This window comes from Bartonella sp. M0192 (assembly GCF_016102305.1).
GTDB classification, from domain to species: Bacteria; Pseudomonadota; Alphaproteobacteria; order Rhizobiales; family Rhizobiaceae; genus Bartonella; species Bartonella apihabitans.
This window is the reverse complement of sequence record NZ_JACFOU010000001.1, coordinates 35,536-52,821: the sequence shown is the minus strand read 5'-3', so window position 1 is coordinate 52,821 and position 17,286 is coordinate 35,536. Positions and strand designations below refer to the sequence as shown.

The 17,286-nt window shown below is 46.3% G+C and carries 13 protein-coding genes and 1 tRNA gene; 10 read left to right on the top strand and 4 right to left on the bottom strand.

The genetic code is table 11. The features are described 5' to 3' along the window. Positions 1-201 precede the first annotated feature (201 nt). Positions 202-1,554, top strand: coding sequence for a phosphoglucosamine mutase (gene glmM / locus H3S82_RS00250; RefSeq protein ID WP_198233378.1), 1,353 nt, complete (start codon positions 202-204; stop codon positions 1,552-1,554). 214 nt (positions 1,555-1,768) lie between these two features. After that, positions 1,769-2,500, top strand: coding sequence for an outer membrane protein (locus H3S82_RS00245; protein ID WP_198233377.1), 732 nt, complete (start codon positions 1,769-1,771; stop codon positions 2,498-2,500). Positions 2,501-2,579: 79 nt separating this feature from the next. On the opposite strand, the gene H3S82_RS00240 is transcribed toward H3S82_RS00245, so the two are convergent. Next, the gene (locus H3S82_RS00240) at positions 2,580-3,017 is read right to left on the bottom strand and encodes a phage holin family protein (protein WP_198233376.1); all 438 of its coding nucleotides are present in this window, start codon (positions 3,015-3,017) and stop codon (positions 2,580-2,582) included. Positions 3,018-3,020: 3 nt separating this feature from the next. Next, positions 3,021-3,332 (bottom strand): YqjD family protein, encoded by a 312-nt coding sequence (locus H3S82_RS00235; RefSeq protein WP_198225670.1) that lies wholly within the window; start codon positions 3,330-3,332, stop codon positions 3,021-3,023. Between the two features lie 179 nt (positions 3,333-3,511). On the opposite strand from H3S82_RS00235, the gene H3S82_RS00230 reads away from it, so the two are divergent. The 7 genes from H3S82_RS00230 to H3S82_RS00200 all read left to right on the top strand — a co-directional run bounded on the left by H3S82_RS00230 (position 3,512) and on the right by H3S82_RS00200 (position 11,014). After that, on the top strand, positions 3,512-4,792 hold the full coding sequence (locus H3S82_RS00230; RefSeq protein WP_198233375.1) for a glycerate kinase: 1,281 nt from the start codon (positions 3,512-3,514) through the stop codon (positions 4,790-4,792). Positions 4,793-4,921: 129 nt separating this feature from the next. Next, positions 4,922-5,956 carry a tonB-system energizer ExbB gene (gene exbB, locus H3S82_RS00225; RefSeq protein WP_198233374.1) on the top strand — a complete coding sequence of 345 codons (1,035 nt, stop codon included), beginning with the start codon at positions 4,922-4,924 and terminating at the stop codon, positions 5,954-5,956. A gap of 6 nt (positions 5,957-5,962) precedes the next feature. Beyond that, positions 5,963-6,394 (top strand): TonB system transport protein ExbD, encoded by a 432-nt coding sequence (gene exbD / locus H3S82_RS00220; RefSeq protein ID WP_077972960.1) that lies wholly within the window; start codon positions 5,963-5,965, stop codon positions 6,392-6,394. Between the two features lie 265 nt (positions 6,395-6,659). Next, complete coding sequence (gene fdhE / locus H3S82_RS00215; RefSeq protein ID WP_198233373.1) at positions 6,660-7,574, top strand: formate dehydrogenase accessory protein FdhE; 915 nt, start codon at positions 6,660-6,662, stop codon at positions 7,572-7,574. Next, positions 7,574-8,956 (top strand): L-seryl-tRNA(Sec) selenium transferase, encoded by a 1,383-nt coding sequence (gene selA / locus H3S82_RS00210; protein ID WP_198233372.1) that lies wholly within the window; start codon positions 7,574-7,576, stop codon positions 8,954-8,956. The genes fdhE and selA overlap by 1 nt, the downstream gene beginning before the upstream one ends. Next, positions 8,953-10,881 (top strand): selenocysteine-specific translation elongation factor, encoded by a 1,929-nt coding sequence (selB, locus tag H3S82_RS00205; RefSeq protein WP_198237072.1) that lies wholly within the window; start codon positions 8,953-8,955, stop codon positions 10,879-10,881. Before selA ends, selB begins: the two co-directional genes overlap by 4 nt. A 37-nt stretch (positions 10,882-10,918) precedes the next feature. Next, positions 10,919-11,014: transfer RNA gene (locus tag H3S82_RS00200), tRNA-Sec, on the top strand. A 375-nt stretch (positions 11,015-11,389) separates the two neighbouring features. Here the strand turns inward: H3S82_RS00200 and H3S82_RS00195 are convergent. Both H3S82_RS00195 and selD read right to left on the bottom strand, forming a co-directional pair. Beyond that, positions 11,390-12,058 (bottom strand): DUF4167 domain-containing protein, encoded by a 669-nt coding sequence (locus tag H3S82_RS00195; RefSeq protein ID WP_198237071.1) that lies wholly within the window; start codon positions 12,056-12,058, stop codon positions 11,390-11,392. A gap of 375 nt (positions 12,059-12,433) precedes the next feature. Beyond that, complete coding sequence (gene selD, locus H3S82_RS00190) at positions 12,434-13,477, bottom strand: selenide, water dikinase SelD (RefSeq protein ID WP_198233301.1); 1,044 nt, start codon at positions 13,475-13,477, stop codon at positions 12,434-12,436. A 347-nt stretch (positions 13,478-13,824) separates the two neighbouring features. Here selD and fdnG point away from each other — a divergent pair, with 347 nt between their 5' ends. Beyond that, positions 13,825-16,923: a formate dehydrogenase-N subunit alpha gene (fdnG, locus tag H3S82_RS00185; protein ID WP_198233300.1), complete on the top strand. Its 3,099-nt coding sequence runs from the start codon at positions 13,825-13,827 to the stop codon at positions 16,921-16,923. The last annotated feature ends 363 nt before the right edge of the window (positions 16,924-17,286 follow it).

The following is a 17,286-nucleotide window of genomic DNA, read 5'->3' as shown; positions in this document are numbered from 1 at the left end:
CCGCTATGTTAACCGTGTCTTGATTATTCCGGCCTTTATGACCTTTGTTGATCGAGGCAATGGTTGGTTTTTTGGTTAAAAATTGTTAGTTGGAACATTGAAAATCGTAGTATGAATGGCCGCCAGAATTTTAACGAAATTTGAATTTAACGAAATTTGAATTTTATTGAACCCGGAATTTTGTCGAAAAAGGAAAATATAATGGCGTTTAAATATTTCGGTACCGATGGAATAAGAGGAAAAGCCAATACATTTCCGATGACCGCAGAAGTGGCTATGAAAGTCGGTATGGCGGTGGGGATTCTTTTTCGCAGCCAAGGTCGGCCGGGGCGCGTTGTTATCGGTAAAGATACACGCCTGTCAGGTTATATGCTGGAAAATGCAATGGTTGCAGGCTTTACGGCAAGTGGCATGGAAGTGTTTCTGTTAGGGCCAATTCCGACACCTGCCGTCGCAATGCTTTGTCGTTCGCTGCGTGCTGATGTCGGCGTTATGATTTCGGCATCACATAATCCTTTTTTCGATAATGGTATAAAATTGTTCGGTCCGGACGGTTTCAAACTTTCCGACGAAATCGAGTTGAAAATCGAAAAGCTCATTGAAACCGATATGACTAACGAGCTTGCCGGCCAATCGCAAATCGGTCGGGCAAAGCGTGTTGAAGGTGATATTTATCGTTATATCGAATTTGCCAAACGTACATTGCCGCGCGATGTCCGGCTCGACGGTATGCGGATTGTTGTCGATTGTGCCAATGGTGCGGCTTATAAAGCAGCGCCACTTGCTCTGTGGGAACTTGGTGCGGAAGTTGTGACACTAAGCGACAAGCCGACAGGCACAAATATCAATGAAGAATGCGGTTCGACCCACCCGATTGCTTTGATGCGGAAGGTTCATGAGGTGAGGGCAGATGCGGGAATTGCACTTGATGGCGATGGCGACCGCGTGGTGATGGTTGATGAGACAGGTGCCATTATCGATGGTGACCAGTTGATGGCGGTTGTCGCCGAACGTTGGCTGGAAAATGGTCTTTTACGGGGTGGCGGTATTGTTGCGACAGTCATGTCCAATCTCGGGCTTGAACGGTTTCTCGCCCAAAAAGGACTGACCATGGCAAGAACCAAGGTTGGTGACCGGTATGTTGTCGAATATATGCGCCAGCATGGTTTCAATGTCGGTGGTGAACAATCGGGTCACATTGTGCTATCCGATTACGGGACGACCGGTGATGGTCTGGTGACATCGCTGCAAATATTGGGTTGTGCAAAAGAATCACAAAAACCGATGAGCGAATTGTGTCATCGCTTCGAGCCGGTACCACAAGTCTTGAAGAACGTTCGCTTTTCCGAAGGCAAACCGCTTGAAGATGCGCACGTCAAAGATGTTATCAAAAATGCCGAAAAACGTTTGGGGAAAAACGGTCGACTGGTCATTCGCCCGTCGGGAACCGAACCACTTATCCGCGTTATGGCGGAAGGGGATGATGAACATCTTATTGGCAAACTGGTTGACGAGATCGTCGATGCGCTTAAAAAAGTAAGAGACGCTGTTTGACCGGAAGTTTTTGCTTTCCCATATTAAATTTATGAGTTTTTTTAAAAGCAGTCTTTGTCGGACTGCTTTTTTTTATGCCTGTTCCGGTTTTGAATAGCTTTTTGGTTATGGAAAATAGATAGTTAAAATTTATGGTTAAGAACGTCTTAACCAATCATGTTTAAAAAGCTTCTTAAGATGAGAGAGGCTTCAATGCCTTGTTTAGAGGCTTTACATGAAATTTTGCGTTGCACTTATTGGAGGGGCGATATCGGTTCTTGGTTCAATCCCTGCATTCGCCGGGGATATTGATCTGGACAAGGTGCCGGAAGTTGCTATTGCGTCCGAAACAGTTCCTTTTTATCTGAAAGGCTATGTCGGGGTCAGTATGGCAGATGCTGATCACCTCGATAAATTTCCGACTTTTGGTTTGGATAGCGATTATCACTGGAAAAATAAAAGTGACATGGATGACGCTTTTCTTGGCGGAGTGGGTTTGGGCTATCGTATGAATGATATTGTCCGTCTTGATGGAACAGTCGAATATCGTGCAAAAAATAAAATGAGCGCACGTGATCAAAATTTTTCAAACATACGAAAATATGAAGGCAATGCCTCGTCAATTGTGCTGATGGCCAATGCTTATGCGGACCTTGTAACCTATCACAATGTCACGCCCTATATCGGTGCAGGAATTGGCGCGAGTGCCAATCGCATGAACGATTTTGAAGTTGATGCTGGTAGCGATCACTATGAGGCCTCGTCAAAAACGAATTGGGATATTGCTTGGGCCATTCATGCGGGCGTTGGTGTTAAACTATCGCGAAATGTTATTCTTGATATCGGATATAGTTACAGTGATCTGGGAGACGCAAAAACCGGTGATTTTTCAAAAGAAGCTACGCTCAAGCTAGATCATTTGACATCGCATGATGTCAAAGTCGGAATAAGATACGCGTTTAAATAGAATTTGCTAAAAATAATGAAATAAAAAAACCGGCTGTTTTGCAACCGGTTTTTTTGATGAGATCATTCCTTCATGCCCCTCAGGACCTGGAGTTCTTGTCTTTGTTCCAGAACATCAAAGCCGCAAGTCCGATGAGAGGAACCGCAAGCGCAAGCGTTTTTTTATTTTTCAAAATGGCCGGAACAGCGGCAACCAGAGAAGCAGCGACCAGATTGAAACGTTCATCGTCCATCTGTTGCTGATAGATTTTACGTCTCTTTGCCGAAATGATGCGGCCGATAAAAAGAACCACGAGCGCGACAACAAGCCAAAAGGCAAAAATAATTGTTGCCGATAAGATGGGCGAGACAATCCAGCTCAGCGCAATAAATGCTATAACGCATAAGAATATCACTGCGAAAAACAGCGATAAACCAATCAGAAAATAACAAATTGCCTGATTGCGCGTTGATTTGACTGCCGTCTTTACGCTGCCATTTGCCAAACCGCTCATGAGCGGCGCGATAAGCCGCCACATATCTTAACGCCGCATCAACAGGGCAAGAACAAAGCCGACACCTGCTGCCGCAACCAGGCTTGCAACCGGCTTCTCGCGAATGCAATTGCATAACTGGCTTTGCACATCATCAATTTTTTCTTTTGCCTGGGAAATGGCCTCTTCACCATTTTCTTTGGCAGAAGCATAAAGTTTTTCTGCTTTGCCTTTTGCAGCCGTCAGTTTTTCGGAACCCAAATCATTGAGTGTTGAATGGATATTGGACACTTCTTTCTTCAACTGTTCGAATTGTTCCTGAAGATTTTTTTCGGTTGGCGTTGCATTTTCTTTTGGCATAACGGTCTCTCCTGCTTTTGCGAATGAATGATCGTACGAATAATTTTCGTCGATGTACTTTAATTACATAGTCATTGCGTTCAGTTTTTCCACTTTTTTCTAAAAACTCTTTTAGTAATAAACTATAATCAAAAATCCGAAGCAACAAAACGAACGATAGTTTTTCGGGAGGAGAACGATTGATAAAATCCACGGATCGCAATTTTTTAAAAGAACTCTTTGATTGTGCGGTTATGGCTGCCAATCCGGAACATTTGATGGAACAGTTTTTGCCGAAAAAGCCGAAGGGCAGGACAATTGTTGTGGGAGCCGGAAAAGGCTCGGCGCAAATGGCTTTGGCACTTGAAAAACTATGGGCCAAGGCCGGTTATGGCAAGCTCGAAGGTGCGGTTGTGACCTGCTACGGTTGTCGTGTGGAGCTTCGTTCGATTGAAGTTCTGGAAGCTTCCCACCCTTTGCCGGATGAAAACGGGCTGAAGGCTGCAAAAAAGCTTGTCAAACTTGTTCAAGGATTATCCCCCGACGATCTTGTCATTGCTCTTATCTGTGGTGGCGGCTCGGCCTTGTTACCTTTGCCGCTTGAGCCTTTGTCACTTGAAGACGAAATCGCGATCAATGAAGCATTGTTAAAAAGCGGTGCACCCATCGGTGCGATGAATACGATCAGAAAGCATTTGTCACAAATCAAAGGGGGGCGGCTTGCCTATTATGCAGCGCCCGCCCGCGTCGTCAGTTTCATTGTGTCGGATATTCCCGGAGACATTGCCTCGCAAGTTGCGTCGGGCCCTACAATTGCCGATTGGTCAACACGAGAGGATGCGTTAAAATTTGTAAGCCAATACCATATTGCTTTACCTCAAAAAGCCGTTGAAGTTTTAAATAGCGAGCTTGCCAAGGCTCCGACTCCTGATAATACCGCTTTTGAAAAAAATGCCGCCTATATTGTTGCATCGGCGGCGACATCTCTGGAAGCCGCCTCTGCTCATGCCCGGAAACGGGGATGGAACGCTGTCATCCTTTCGGATTCAATTGAGGGCGAAGCCAGAGATATCGCCTTGATGCATGCTGCTATAGCTCGCGAAATTGCCTTGAAAAACCGTCCCTTTGAAAAACCTGTTGTCCTGCTTTCGGGCGGTGAAACAAGTGTGACGATTGGAGGAGAACACGGAAAGGGCGGAAGAAACAGTGAATTTCTGCTGTCATTTTCAATAGCCATCGAGGGGGAGAGCTCTATTACTGCACTTGCGGCGGATACGGATGGTCGCGACGGTAGCGAAGATAATGCCGGTGCATTTTGTGACGGAAATAGTTGTTCGCGTCTCAAACAGCAGGGCCTCGACCCCGCGACTTTTCTTGTCCGCCACGATGCATGGACTGCATTCGATATACTTGATGACCTGCTTGTAACCGGCCCGACGGGAACCAATGTCAATGATTTCCGCGCTATCCTTATCCGTTAAAACAGCGTTGGCGGTAGAATTTCTTTACTCCCGGAAAATAAGTTCAATATTTGTTTAAACATGACTTGATTTATCATATTAAATTTTGTTAATTAATCGCCATCGAATTGAAGTTCAGGAACGAGAGCGATGATGAGATATTTGACAAGGCTTGTAGCTGCTACAGCATTTCTATGCTTGGCTGGCGGCTATGCATCGGCACAGACCGAGACACCGCAACCGATCGGGAATGAGGTGTTGCAAGCTGGCGAACAAGCTGGCGAGAAAGCCTTACAAACCGGCGAAAACGCTGTTCAGGCTGGTGAAAACGCTGTTCAGGCTGGTGAAAATACTTTGAAAGCAGGCAAACAGGCTTTGGAATCGGCCGCCTCGGAGACTGCAAACACAGCCAAAGCTGCTGCCGACACGGCTAATCAGGCTGCTGACCAGTTTATGGCCTCTATCCCGCATGACTTATCGCCGATAGGAATGTTCCTGAACGCGGACTGGGTGGTCAAAGTTGTTATGGTCGGCCTTGCGCTTGCATCGGTTTTGACATGGGTTATCTTTATTGTGAAGCTCACGGAAGTTTCTATTGTAAAACGTCGTGCGAAAGCAACGCTGCTCGAAGTTTACCGTGCCCAGAATCTTTCCGAACTTGCTTTGACTGTAAAAAAACAAAAGGGTGTTTGTCCTGTTCTGGTTCAGGCTGCACAAGATGAAGTACAAGCTTCCATTGCAGTCGTTGACAGTGTCGGCACAGAAGGCTTGAAAGAAAGATTGAGCTCTGTCCTTTCACGCCTTATTTCTGCTTCCGGTCGTCATGTGGCGTTCGGAACGGGTATTCTGGCAACAATTGGTGCCATTGGTCCATTTGTCGGGCTTTTTGGAACTGTATGGGGCATTATGAACTCGTTCATCGGTATTTCTCAAGCGCAAACAACCAATCTTGCCGTTGTTGCTCCGGGTATTGCAGAAGCACTTCTTGCAACAGCTATCGGACTTGTTGCAGCCGTACCGGCCGTCATCATCTACAATGTCTTTGCCCGTTTGATTACCGGCTATCGTCAACAACTCATCGATGTCTCTGCCGGAATCGAACGTCTTGTCAGTCGTGATCTCGATTTTCGTAAAGTCAAGGTCGAAGCAGCAAAGCGGCCTAATTTGTCGATCGCAGCGGAGTAGGACAGAATGGCTACCAAGCTTGCAGATCTTGACAATGAAGAACTTGATGTCAGCCATGAAATCAATGTAACACCGTTCATTGATGTTATTCTGGTTTTGCTCATCATTTTTATGGTTGCCGCACCTTTGGCAACGAGCGATATTCCAGTACAACTGCCGACATCTTCGACACCCGCGCAACCAAAGCCCGATAAACCTGTCTATGTAACATTACAGCAGGATAAATCACTTTATGTGGGAGAAGAGAAAGCGTCACTGGAAGATCTCAAGACAACTCTTGATCGGCTCACGTCAAACAATCATGAAGAAAAAATCTTTATTCGTGGTGATGCAGGCGTGGAATATAGCGGCATTATTGCGCTACTTAATGAATTGCGCGCGGCAGGCTACACAAAAATAGGCCTTGTCGGTTTGGAAAAAGCTCCGGCTGCCAAATAGTGTCATTGCTGGCCAGATAGTGTGACTGCTTGACGTAATTAAAAAATGATTTGGTTGTTTAAGCAGTCAAAAAGCTTGGGCTCATTCAACAAGTGCGTCTCCATAAAATAGCATCCATCAAAATAGAAGAAAAACTACAGAGAAATAAAACGCCCAATAGAAAGATTTTTTAAATACGTGGAGCGACTTTTAAGCAGAGTTGGTTGGACAAGTTCCCTTTTCCGGTTATAAAATTGACCGAGTTTAAAATGGAGTTCAATCAAATATGCCGCGTAATAAAAAATTCGAAGGGGATATGACCGAAGTTGGTCATATGCGCACGCCTCCTTTCGTCCGGCTTCCCGATATCAATACGTTATTCGAGGAACGGAGCAAACGTTTTGAAGAACTTGCTCCCACAAGTCCGGTTAAAGACTATATAGATTTCTTGGTAGAATTTACCGGAGCCCAGCAATTCGTCTGTAACGAATTTGCGGCAAGCGATATTCCGATAGCCGATCAGGATCAGGCGCAAAAATTTACAATGCCGCCGATCGACCGGCAGGCTATTATATCCGCCCCTGTTTTTGAAGAAATTGCCAATAGTTTTTTCAAGGTTCTCGGCAACAGAAAGCTGAAGAGTTCAAGTCTTGTTGCTCTGGAGGATACAAGAGCCAACAAGGCAAAATGGCAAAACTGGGCTTCCGATATTATTGCTCATAAATTGCCGCAGGAAAATCTGGCTCAGCATATTTATGTAACAGGCGCCTTGCAAATTGCATTGACACTGGCTGCTGCAAAACTTGACCCCAAAAAATTGCAGCCTATCGAAGGCAATCTTTGCCCCTGTTGCGGTGGCACCCATTCGGCTTCGATGATTGTCGGTTGGCCATCTTCGGAAGGTATCCGGTTCTGTTCATGCCTTTATTGTGGGTCTCTGTGGCGTTATGTCCGCATCAAATGTACATTTTGCGAAGAGACCAAGGGAATCAGTTTCCGCGAGATCGACGGGGGGCCGGGAACCATTCTTGCAGAGACATGTGATACTTGCAAACGCTATTGCAAACAGATGAATCATCAAAAAGATAGCCATTTTGATGTGTTTGCCGATGATATAGGCTCACTGGCACTTGATCTTTTGATGAAAGAGGATGGTACATTTAAAAGAGGTGCATTCAATCCATTTCTGGCGGGTTATTGATGGTCTCAGATTTTTCTCTCCTACCTCCGGTCAACGCAATTCTTGCCGAACAAGCGGCAAAAGAAGCGGCGGCCAAATTCGGGCATAGTGCAACGGTTGATGCTATCAGGGCAGCCCTTGCCGACGAGCGCATTCTCATCAAAGCCGGACGCACCCCGCGAACGAGTGATGTGTTGGCAATGATGGCGCTCGAACGACTGGAGGTGGATTCCCAATCGACCATGCGTGCCGTGTTCAACCTCACCGGCACGATATTGCACACCAATTTCGGACGTGCACAACTGCCGGAAGTTGCAATTGAGAATGCCGTTAATGCTATGCGCAACGCGGTTTCGCTGGAATATGATCTTGAAAGTGGCGAGCGAGGAGAGCGCGACGACCATTTACGCGAATTGATTTGCGAGCTTACCGGTGCGGAAGATGCAACCCTTGTCAACAATAATGCGGCAGCCGTTCTTCTGGTGTTGAATACGCTTGCGGGAAAACAGGGTGAAAGCATTATTTCGCGTGGCGAACTTATCGAAATCGGCGGTGCTTTCCGTATGCCCGATATTATGGAAAGTGCCGGTTGCAAACTGGTGGAAGTCGGAACAACCAATCGCACCCATCTTGCCGATTATGAAAAAGCAATCAATGAAGAGACCGCACTTTTATTGAAAGTGCACACATCGAACTATCGTATTGAAGGATTTTCTTCGTCAGTCACAACAAAAGAACTCGCGGCATTGGCTGCAACGAAAAGAGTACCTTTTATGGAAGATCTTGGTTCGGGAACGCTCGTCAATCTCGTGACTTTCGGGCTTCCTTATGAGCCGACTGTTCAGGATGTCATCAAAGCGGGAGCGGATATTGTCACTTTTTCCGGCGATAAATTATTGGGCGGTGTCCAAGCCGGTTTTATTATCGGCAAGCAGGAATTGATTGCGCGGGTCAATAAAAACCCCATGAAACGTTCGCTTCGTGTCGACAAGGTACGCCTTGCCGCTCTGGAAGCGGTTTTGCGCGCCTATCGGAATGAAGAAAAGAGGAACGCAACAATTCCGACCTTGCGTTATCTTTCGCGCAACCAAAGTGATATTGCCCATCAGGCAGCCGATTTATGCGCAAAAATAAGCGACTTTTTTCAACCGGCTTTTCATGTTGAAATTTGTGCCTGTAATAGTCAGGTCGGCTCGGGCGCAATGCCGATGGAAACTTTGCCAAGCTATGGCATATCGATAAGCCCCGTTGATCCGGCCGTTTCATTGACAGAATTGGCTTATCGTTTGCGCCAATTGCCAAAGCCCGTTATCGGACGCATGCATGCCAACCGGCTGGTTTTTGATTTGCGTTGTCTGGATGATACAAACGGTTTTGTTAACAATCTCGAAAAACTATCATGATTATTGGTACTGCCGGTCATATTGACCATGGAAAAACGGCTCTCGTCAGAGCACTGACAGGCATTGATACAGATCGTCTGCCGCAGGAAAAACAACGTGGTATCACGATTGAGCTGGGTTTTGCCTATCAGACTTTAAAAAATGGCGAGCGTATCGGTTTTGTGGATGTTCCGGGACACGAAAAACTCATCCATACCATGCTGACAGGGGCCGGTAGCATTGACTATGTCATGCTGGTCGTGGCAGCCGATGACGGCATTATGCCGCAAACGCGCGAACATTTCGAAATATTGAAGCTTATGGGGTTAAAGCACGGGGTTGTTGTCATCACCCGCATCGACCTTGTCGATAAAGAGCGTGTTGATGCATTGCAAGCGGAATTACACCAATTTCTGAAAGGTTCATTTCTGGAAAATGCGCCGATTTTTCCTGTGTCGTCATTGACGGGTGAGGGAATAGAAGCCCTTCGGGAAGAGATAGAAAACGCTGCCCTGCATTTGAAAAAACGTGTTTCCCATGGGCGGTTCCGCCATGCAATCGACCGCTGTTTTGTGCTTTCCGGAGCCGGCACAGTGGTGACCGGAACCGTGCTTTCCGGTGAAGCATCGACCAATGATCTTATGGTGATTGCGCCCGATCACCTGCAAGCTCGGTTACGGTCTATCCATGTACAGGATGAGGTTTCGAATAAAGCAAGAACGGGCGACAGAGCGGCACTCAATATTGTTGGTGACGCAATCAACAAGGAAACCGTCAAACGGGGCATGATGGTCATTGACCCGTTTCTTGATAAGCCAAGTCAAAGGTTCGATGTTCGTCTCACAATTCTCACCTCCGAACCAAAGCCTTTGAAACAATGGTTTCCTGTTCACTTGCACCATGGCTCTTTGGAAACCAATGCCCGTCTTGTATTTTTGTCGCAAGACACCATGAAAGCCGGTGAAACCGCTTATGTTCAGATTATTTCCGATAAAGCTATTATTGCCGCAAGCGGCGACCGCTTTGTCATTCGTGATACATCGGCAAGCCGTACAATTGGTGGCGGCATTATTCTTGATCCGCTAGCACCGGAAAGGCACCGCCGCGCGCCGGAGCGGTTCAAATTTCTTGCCGCTATGGAAAAAGAAGATAACCTTCAGGCTTTGTCGGCAATTCTGGCATTACCACCTTATGGCATTGACTGGCTTTATTTTTGTCGTGCGCGTAATCTGTCGGAAGTCGAGGCGGCCAAACTTCTTTCGAGCGGAAATTTTGTTGTTCTTGAACATGGGCAAGACCGGTTTGTTATGGAACAACAACAAGAACAGCGCTTGCAAAAGGCAATTGTCGATTATCTTGTCGAATTTCATAAAAACGAGCCTGATCTTTTTGGTGTCGGGCTTGAAAAGCTGCGTCGTGACGTTGCCCGCGAAATTCGTGCTCCTTATTTTCGTGATCTGTTACAAAACGAAATTGATAAAGGCCGGTTGAAGATTCGCGGCGCCTGGGTTGGCCTTGCCGGTCATGAAGCCAAATTATCGCCTGAAGATGAAGCAATCTGGCAACGTGTCTACAAAGTTTTGAAGGGGGAAGAACGTTTCCGCCCCCCACGCACGCGTGATTTTGCGCAAGAACTTGGAATTGACGAAAATCATATGCGGCAAATCCTCAAATCATGCGCACGAATGGGGCGTGTCTATGAAGTGGCACAAGACTATTTTTTCCCGCGTGAAGTGCTGGCAGAAATTATTATGATTATGCGGGACATTGCTGAAAAAAAAGAAAAGCACGAATTTGTCGCGGCCGATTTGCGTGACCGGTTGAATAATGGTCGCAAGGTTTCAATTTTTCTGCTGGAATTTTTTGACCGCCATGGCGTGACAATCAGAAAAGGCGATATCAGGAGACTAAATCCGCATCGGCTTGACCTGTTTGCCGATAGTTAGACTTGCAGTTTTTGCCTAAAAGCCGCATAAGACATTCGGAAGGGCTTTTCATCCGGTGATGGATGCGGCCTTCAAAGCCGTAAGGGGCCGTGAGACGGTCTTTTATGGGTTCGACTCCCATGCTCTTCCGCCAATTATTTTCAATTGAATTATGTTCGGTTGAAGCACATTGCTTATCATTACTGTTTCCGAGTTGTTTTTATTGCCGTGACCATCACGTGTCGGGAAGACATAAGCCATTGTGTGTCGGAAAAAAGAAAAGCAACGAGCTTTAGAGGCGCGTTCAGCCAAGTTTGTCTTCTGCAAGGAAGAATGCATCACGATAGTTTTTTGAAATCGGAAAGATATGCGTCTTGGAAGTTCCGGAAACTTTTAATCGGGAAAATTGCTTCGCTATCAATGAACAAAAACAGATAACAACCACAAAAGTACGCAATAAACAAAGAGGCGGGAAAACAAAAAAAGACGGGTCATAACCCGTCTTTTTTGATGACTATCAAGCAGAAAATCAGGCTTCTTCTTCAGCCTTGACCACTTTCGGTTTTGTTGTGCGTCTGCGACGCGGCTTCTTTTCAACAATCTCTTCAGTTTCAGCAGGCTTTTCTGCCTTTTCAACGGCTTCTTCAGGGGCTTCCGCTTTTTCTTTAGCTTGCTCTTCGGCTTCCCTTTCACCGGCATCGGAACGGCCTACCGGAGTGCTCCGACGACGTGGTGCACGACGGGGTTTCTTGAGTTCAACAACTTTTCCGACTTCGCCCGTATCCTCGGCAAGAGCGACTTCGGCCGGTACCCCTTGAATTTCCGGTTGCGGGCCGCTTCCAGCCGCTTCATGCTCTTCATTCAATTCCAAAGAAACGACCGGTGTGTTCTCATCCTCTTCATCGTCATCAATCAGTTCTTCACGCTGGATCGGTTGCGGCATTTGTGCTTGTGCTGCCAGAATGATACGGACATAGTGTTCGGCATGTTGGAGGTAGTTTTCTGCCATCACCCTGTCACCGGCAGCCTGGGCATCCCGTGCCAAAGCTGTGTATTTATCTGCTATATGTTGTGCATTACCACGAATTTTTACATCCGGACCGTTGCTTTCATAATTGCGTGAAAGAGGATTTGGACCGCGTCTGTTGTTATTATTATTGTTGCGTCCACGGATGCGCCTATTTTGTTGTGGCCTCATAATGATCTCTTTAAGAATATGTTTTATCTATTTGTATTCAGTCGATTTTCAGACAAGAATATAATGGCTTTAGCGCCAATACCCGTTTTTGATTATGCTTGTTGACAAGCCATCAAGCTCAAATCAATTTTTTGAAAATCTCAAAAAGCCTATGGAAACGACTCCAACAGCTATGTTCCATGACGATTTATCTGATATAGTGGAAACTAGCGTTGTTCATCCCAATTGCCAAGCACTTTTTTCAAAATTCGACATCTTATTGGAACGAAAAGCCATAATATCTCGTAAAAATTGGCTATATGGTTATGTACGTGTTTATTCGGGCAGGTAAGATTTGATTTCTTGCCCACCCGAAACAACTAAAAATTGTTCGAATCACTCTTCAATAACAACTTGTGGAGTACCAGAACGTACTTCACCGACAATAGTCGAAAGCGGATAACCCTGGCTTTTCGCATAAGCGACGACAGAGTCGGCTTTTTCAGGTGAGACGGAAGCGAACAACCCGCCGGATGTTTGCGGATCGGTCAACAGAAAGCGTTTATAATCGGGATAATTTTGCGGCAATACAATATGTTCGCCATAGCTGTCCCAATTACGGCGCGAAGCACCGGTAAAGCATCCATCTTTGGCAAGTGCTTCGGCTTGCTTGAGAAATGGAATTTTCGAATAATTTATAGCAATCTCGACATTGGAACCTTGTGCCATTTCGAGACTGTGTCCCAAAATTCCAAAACCGGTCACATCGGTTAAGGCGTGAACATCGGGATTCCTTCCAAGTTCGGTGCCAATTTTATTGAGAAGCGTCATTGACGCTATCATTTCCTGATAGGCCTCATCGGAAAGTTTTCCGGTTTTGAATGCATGCGAATAAACGCCAACGCCGATACCTTTCATGAGTACCAGTTTGTCGCCTACATGGGCACGGGCATTCAATTTGATCTCGTCTTTTTTGCAAATGCCGATAACGGCCAAACCATAGACCGGTTCGGGATTGTCGATCGAATGACCACCGGCGACAGCAATGCCGGCTTCTGCGGCTTTTTGCCGTCCACCTTTTAAAATCTCTCCGACAATTGCCGGATCAATTTTGTCAACCGGCATTCCGAGAATTGCCAGCGACATAATCGGCTTTCCGCCCATAGCATAAACGTCGGAAATAGCATTTGTCGCAGCAATTTGGCCAAATGTGACAGGGTCATCCACCATCGGCATGAAAAAGTCTGTCGTAGCGATGACACAAGTGCCATCGTCAAGTTCGTAAATGGCAGCGTCATCACTTGTTTCGGTTCCCACCAATAGATGTTCAAATGGTCCATATTCCGGCTGGTTTTTCAGCATTTTCTGCAAAACGGAGGGTGCCAGTTTACAACCGCAACCCCCACCGTGAGCAAGACTTGTCAAACGGAAGGGTGTCATCGAAGTTTCCTTTTTAAATATTCAATTTTGTGTGGGTATCAAAGATATCCGACAGTTTGACAATATTAGCATTTGTCAAACATGCGTGCAATGTAGCTCATCTTCATCACGATCAATCGCCTGTGTTCACAAAAACGTCAACGCCATCGGGAAAGCGATTGCATTATTGTCTTTCAGGATCCATATGAAAAAGCTGCGAATGATCTTCCCCGATCAATAGAATCCGCTTTTGTAACAACAGGGCATCAAGCAGACTTGTTTGAAGCTTGATTGGTTGCTTTGAAACAATTGTTGATTTACAATTGTGAGCTTGTGGGATGATCAAAAAATACAAGAGGAATGCCCGTATGAATATAGAGATTTCGCGTCGCGCCTTTTTAAAGGGTGCTGGTGCGGGTGTCGGTGCAACAGCATTGGGTGCGCTTGGTTTTAATGAGGCTGAAGCAACAGTTGTTTCAGCGATAAAGCCTTTCAGGTTAGCTTCAACAACCCAGACCCGACAGACCTGTACTTATTGTTCGGTTGCTTGTGGTATTATCCTTTATTCAAAAGGATCAATGAAAGATGGCACAGCGAAAGTTGTCCACGTCGAGGGTGATGTTGATCACCCGACCAATCATGGTACTCTGTGCCCGAAAGGTGCAGCCCTTCTTGATACAATCCATTCAAAGAACCGTTTGACAAAACCGAAGGTTCGTCGCCCCGGTTCCGATCATTTTGAAGAAATCACATGGGACGAGGCACTTGATAAAATCGCCCGCTACATGAAAGATGATCGCGACGCCAATTTTGTTCAGAAAAATGAGAAAGGCCAGACAGTCAATCGGTGGTTAACAACAGGATTTCTTGCTGCTTCTGCAGCCACAAACGAAACCGCATTTGCGACTTATAAGGTCGTACGTTCATGCGGTATGCTGGCATTCGATAACCAAGCACGCGTTTGACACGGCCCCACGGTGTCCAGTCTGGGCCCAACATTTGGTCGTGGCGCGATGACAAATCCATGGACGGATATCCGGTCGACGGATCTCGTCATCATTATGGGTGGTAACGCTGCCGAAGCACATCCTTGTGGCTTCAAGTGGGTTACTTATGCAAAAGAGCATCGCGGTGCAAAGCTGATCGTTGTTGATCCACGCTTTACCCGTTCGGCTTCGGTTGCCGATTTTTATGCACCGATCCGTCAGGGAACCGATATTGCCTTTTTGTCCGGTGTCATCAACTACTGCATAACACATGACAAAGTTCAGTATGAATATGTCAAACATTTCACCAATGCCGGTTTGATCGTCAATAAAGGTTTCGGTTTCAAAGATGGTCTGTTTACCGGATATGATGAAGCCAAACGTGATTATGACCGCTCGACCTGGTCCTATGAAATGGACGAGAACGGTTATGCCAAGAATGACGAGACTTTGACGCATCCGCGTTCGGTCTGGCAGCTTCTTAAAAAACATGTTTCGGTTTACACGCCTGAAATGGTTGAAAGAATTTGCGGAACACCGAAGGATAAGTTCCTCAAAATCTGCGAGATGATTGCAGAATGTTCAAGCCCGACAAAGGCGATGACATCCATGTATGCTCTCGGTTGGACACAACACTCCAAGGGTGCGCAGAACATTCGCACAATGTGCATGTTGCAGCTTATTCTTGGTGATATCGGTGTACGTGGTGGCGGTGTGAATGCCCTTCGTGGCCACTCCAATATTCAAGGCCTTACAGATGTCGGACTGATGTCCAACCTCATTCCGGGCTATATGAATATTCCGATGGAAAACGAGACAGATCTCAAGACCTATCTCTCAAAACGCAAGTTCACACCAACGCGGCCGAATCAGGTTAGCTACTGGCAGAACTATGACAAGTTCTTCATCTCGTTCATGAAGGCAATGTGGGGCAAGGCCGCAACAAAAGAAAACGACTTCGCCTATGATTATCTGCCGAAGCTTGATATCGCCAATTATGATATTCTTAAAGCTGTCGACATGATGGATCATAATCAGATGAACGGCTATTTCTGCCAAGGGTTCAATCCTGTTCTTGCTTTCCCGAACCGTAAAAAGGTCGAGCGCGGCTTGAGCAAATTGAAATTCCTTGTCGTGATGGATCCGTTGGAAACAGAGACGGCACGTTTCTGGGAAAACCATGGTGATTTCAATGATGTCAATACATCCGAAATCAAAACGGAAGTTTTCCAATTGCCGACAAGCTGCTTTGCCGAAGATGAAGGAGCTGTTGTCAATTCCGGTCGCTGGTTGCAGTGGCACTGGGCGGGGCAAAATCCGCCTGGTGACGCAAAGCACGATACTTGGATCATGGCACAACTTTGGTTAAGGCTGAAAAAGCTTTATGAAAAAGAAGGCGGTGTGTTCCCCGATCCTATCGTCAATTTGCATTGGCCATATAAGGACGCAAGCGAACCTCAACCGGCAGAACTTGCCAAGGAAATGAACGGTTATGCTGTTGAAGATCTTTATGATCCGAAAGACCCGACCAAGAAGATCCTTGAAAAAGGCAAACAGGTTCCAGGCTTTGCTTCGTTGAAGGCCGATGGAAGTACCGCTTCGGGCTGCTGGATTTATTCGGGCAGCTTTACCGAGGACGGAAACATGATGGCACGGCGTGATAACACCGACTATGATGGTGCCGGACTTTATCCGAAGTGGACATTCGCATGGCCTGCAAACCGTCGTATTCTTTATAATCGTGCATCTGCCGATTTTGACGGTAAGGCTTGGGATCCGGAGCGTAAAGTTATCGAATGGAATGGCGAGAAATGGACGGGATTTGATGTTCCGGATATTCCGCCCGCATCCGATCCGCACGCTGTTGGTCCGTTTATCATGAATGCGGAAGGCACTGGCCGGCTCTTTACACTTGCCGGACTTCGTGATGGACCGTTCCCGGTTCACTACGAACCGTTCGAATCGCCGATCGTCAACCCGATTGCTCCGAATGTCCGTGGTAATCCGGCCGCTCGTATCTTTGATGAAGATCTTGCACAATTGGGAACAAGTGATGAATTCCCATATGCGGCAACCTCTTATCGTTTGACCGAGCACTTCCACTACTGGACGAAAAACAACCGGATTAACGCTGCTTTGCAGCCGCAATTCTTTGTTGAAATTTCGGAAGAACTGGCAGCAGAGAAAGGTGTTGTGAAAGGTGATTGGGTAAGAGTTTGGAACAAACGCGGGCAGGTTTTTGCCAAAGCGCTGGTTACCAAACGTATCCGTCCGATCATTTGTGACGGCAAGCCGGTTCATGTTATCGGCATTCCACTGCATTGGGGCTTTATCGGTGAGGCGAAGAAAGGCTTCGGTCCAAATTCGCTCACACCATTTGTTGGTGATGCCAACTCCCAGACGCCTGAATTCAAGGCATTTCTGGTGAATATGGAAAAATCGAAAGCGCCAGTCGATGAGAATGGAAAACCGGAAGTTTGATTGACGCATGTTTCAGGCTTCAAATTGCCAATTTTAAAACTGAAGAGACCCGGATAGACTATCCGGATCTCTTGAAAATTTTTCAATAGAAGACAAAAAATGTTGTATGTATCGGCGCTTTATCACCGAGGGAGAAATTTATTAAATATTCCCGCGATGTCGACCAAGTTGCAGTTGCTTTTCGAGGAGAACTAAAACGGTCAGTTTGCAGAGACGATAGTTACAAAAATAATTGGAGAATGCTGCGACTGATAAATAATAAACCGGAATGAACAGGGCGTTTAAGCCCATCTCGGATCAATCAATCTCTCTTAAACAATAAATTTATCATATATCGAATTTGTGTGTCGATCATATACTTGT

Excerpts from the sequence above, each read along its gene's own strand:
- H3S82_RS00240 (WP_198233376.1), bottom strand. The coding sequence starts at position 3,017 with ATGTGGCGGCTTATCGCGCCGCTCATGAGCGGTTTGGCAAATGGCAGC.
- H3S82_RS00195 (WP_198237071.1), bottom strand. The coding sequence starts at position 12,058 with ATGAGGCCACAACAAAATAGGCGCATCCGTGGACGCAACAATAATAAT.
- exbB (WP_198233374.1), top strand. The coding sequence starts at position 4,922 with ATGATGAGATATTTGACAAGGCTTGTAGCTGCTACAGCATTTCTATGC.
- selA (WP_198233372.1), top strand. The coding sequence starts at position 7,574 with ATGGTCTCAGATTTTTCTCTCCTACCTCCGGTCAACGCAATTCTTGCC.
- H3S82_RS00235 (WP_198225670.1), bottom strand. The coding sequence starts at position 3,332 with ATGCCAAAAGAAAATGCAACGCCAACCGAAAAAAATCTTCAGGAACAA.
- selB (WP_198237072.1), top strand. The coding sequence starts at position 8,953 with ATGATTATTGGTACTGCCGGTCATATTGACCATGGAAAAACGGCTCTC.
- fdhE (WP_198233373.1), top strand. The coding sequence starts at position 6,660 with ATGCCGCGTAATAAAAAATTCGAAGGGGATATGACCGAAGTTGGTCAT.
- glmM (WP_198233378.1), top strand. The coding sequence starts at position 202 with ATGGCGTTTAAATATTTCGGTACCGATGGAATAAGAGGAAAAGCCAAT.
- exbD (WP_077972960.1), top strand. The coding sequence starts at position 5,963 with ATGGCTACCAAGCTTGCAGATCTTGACAATGAAGAACTTGATGTCAGC.
- H3S82_RS00245 (WP_198233377.1), top strand. The coding sequence starts at position 1,769 with ATGAAATTTTGCGTTGCACTTATTGGAGGGGCGATATCGGTTCTTGGT.
- selD (WP_198233301.1), bottom strand. The coding sequence starts at position 13,477 with ATGACACCCTTCCGTTTGACAAGTCTTGCTCACGGTGGGGGTTGCGGT.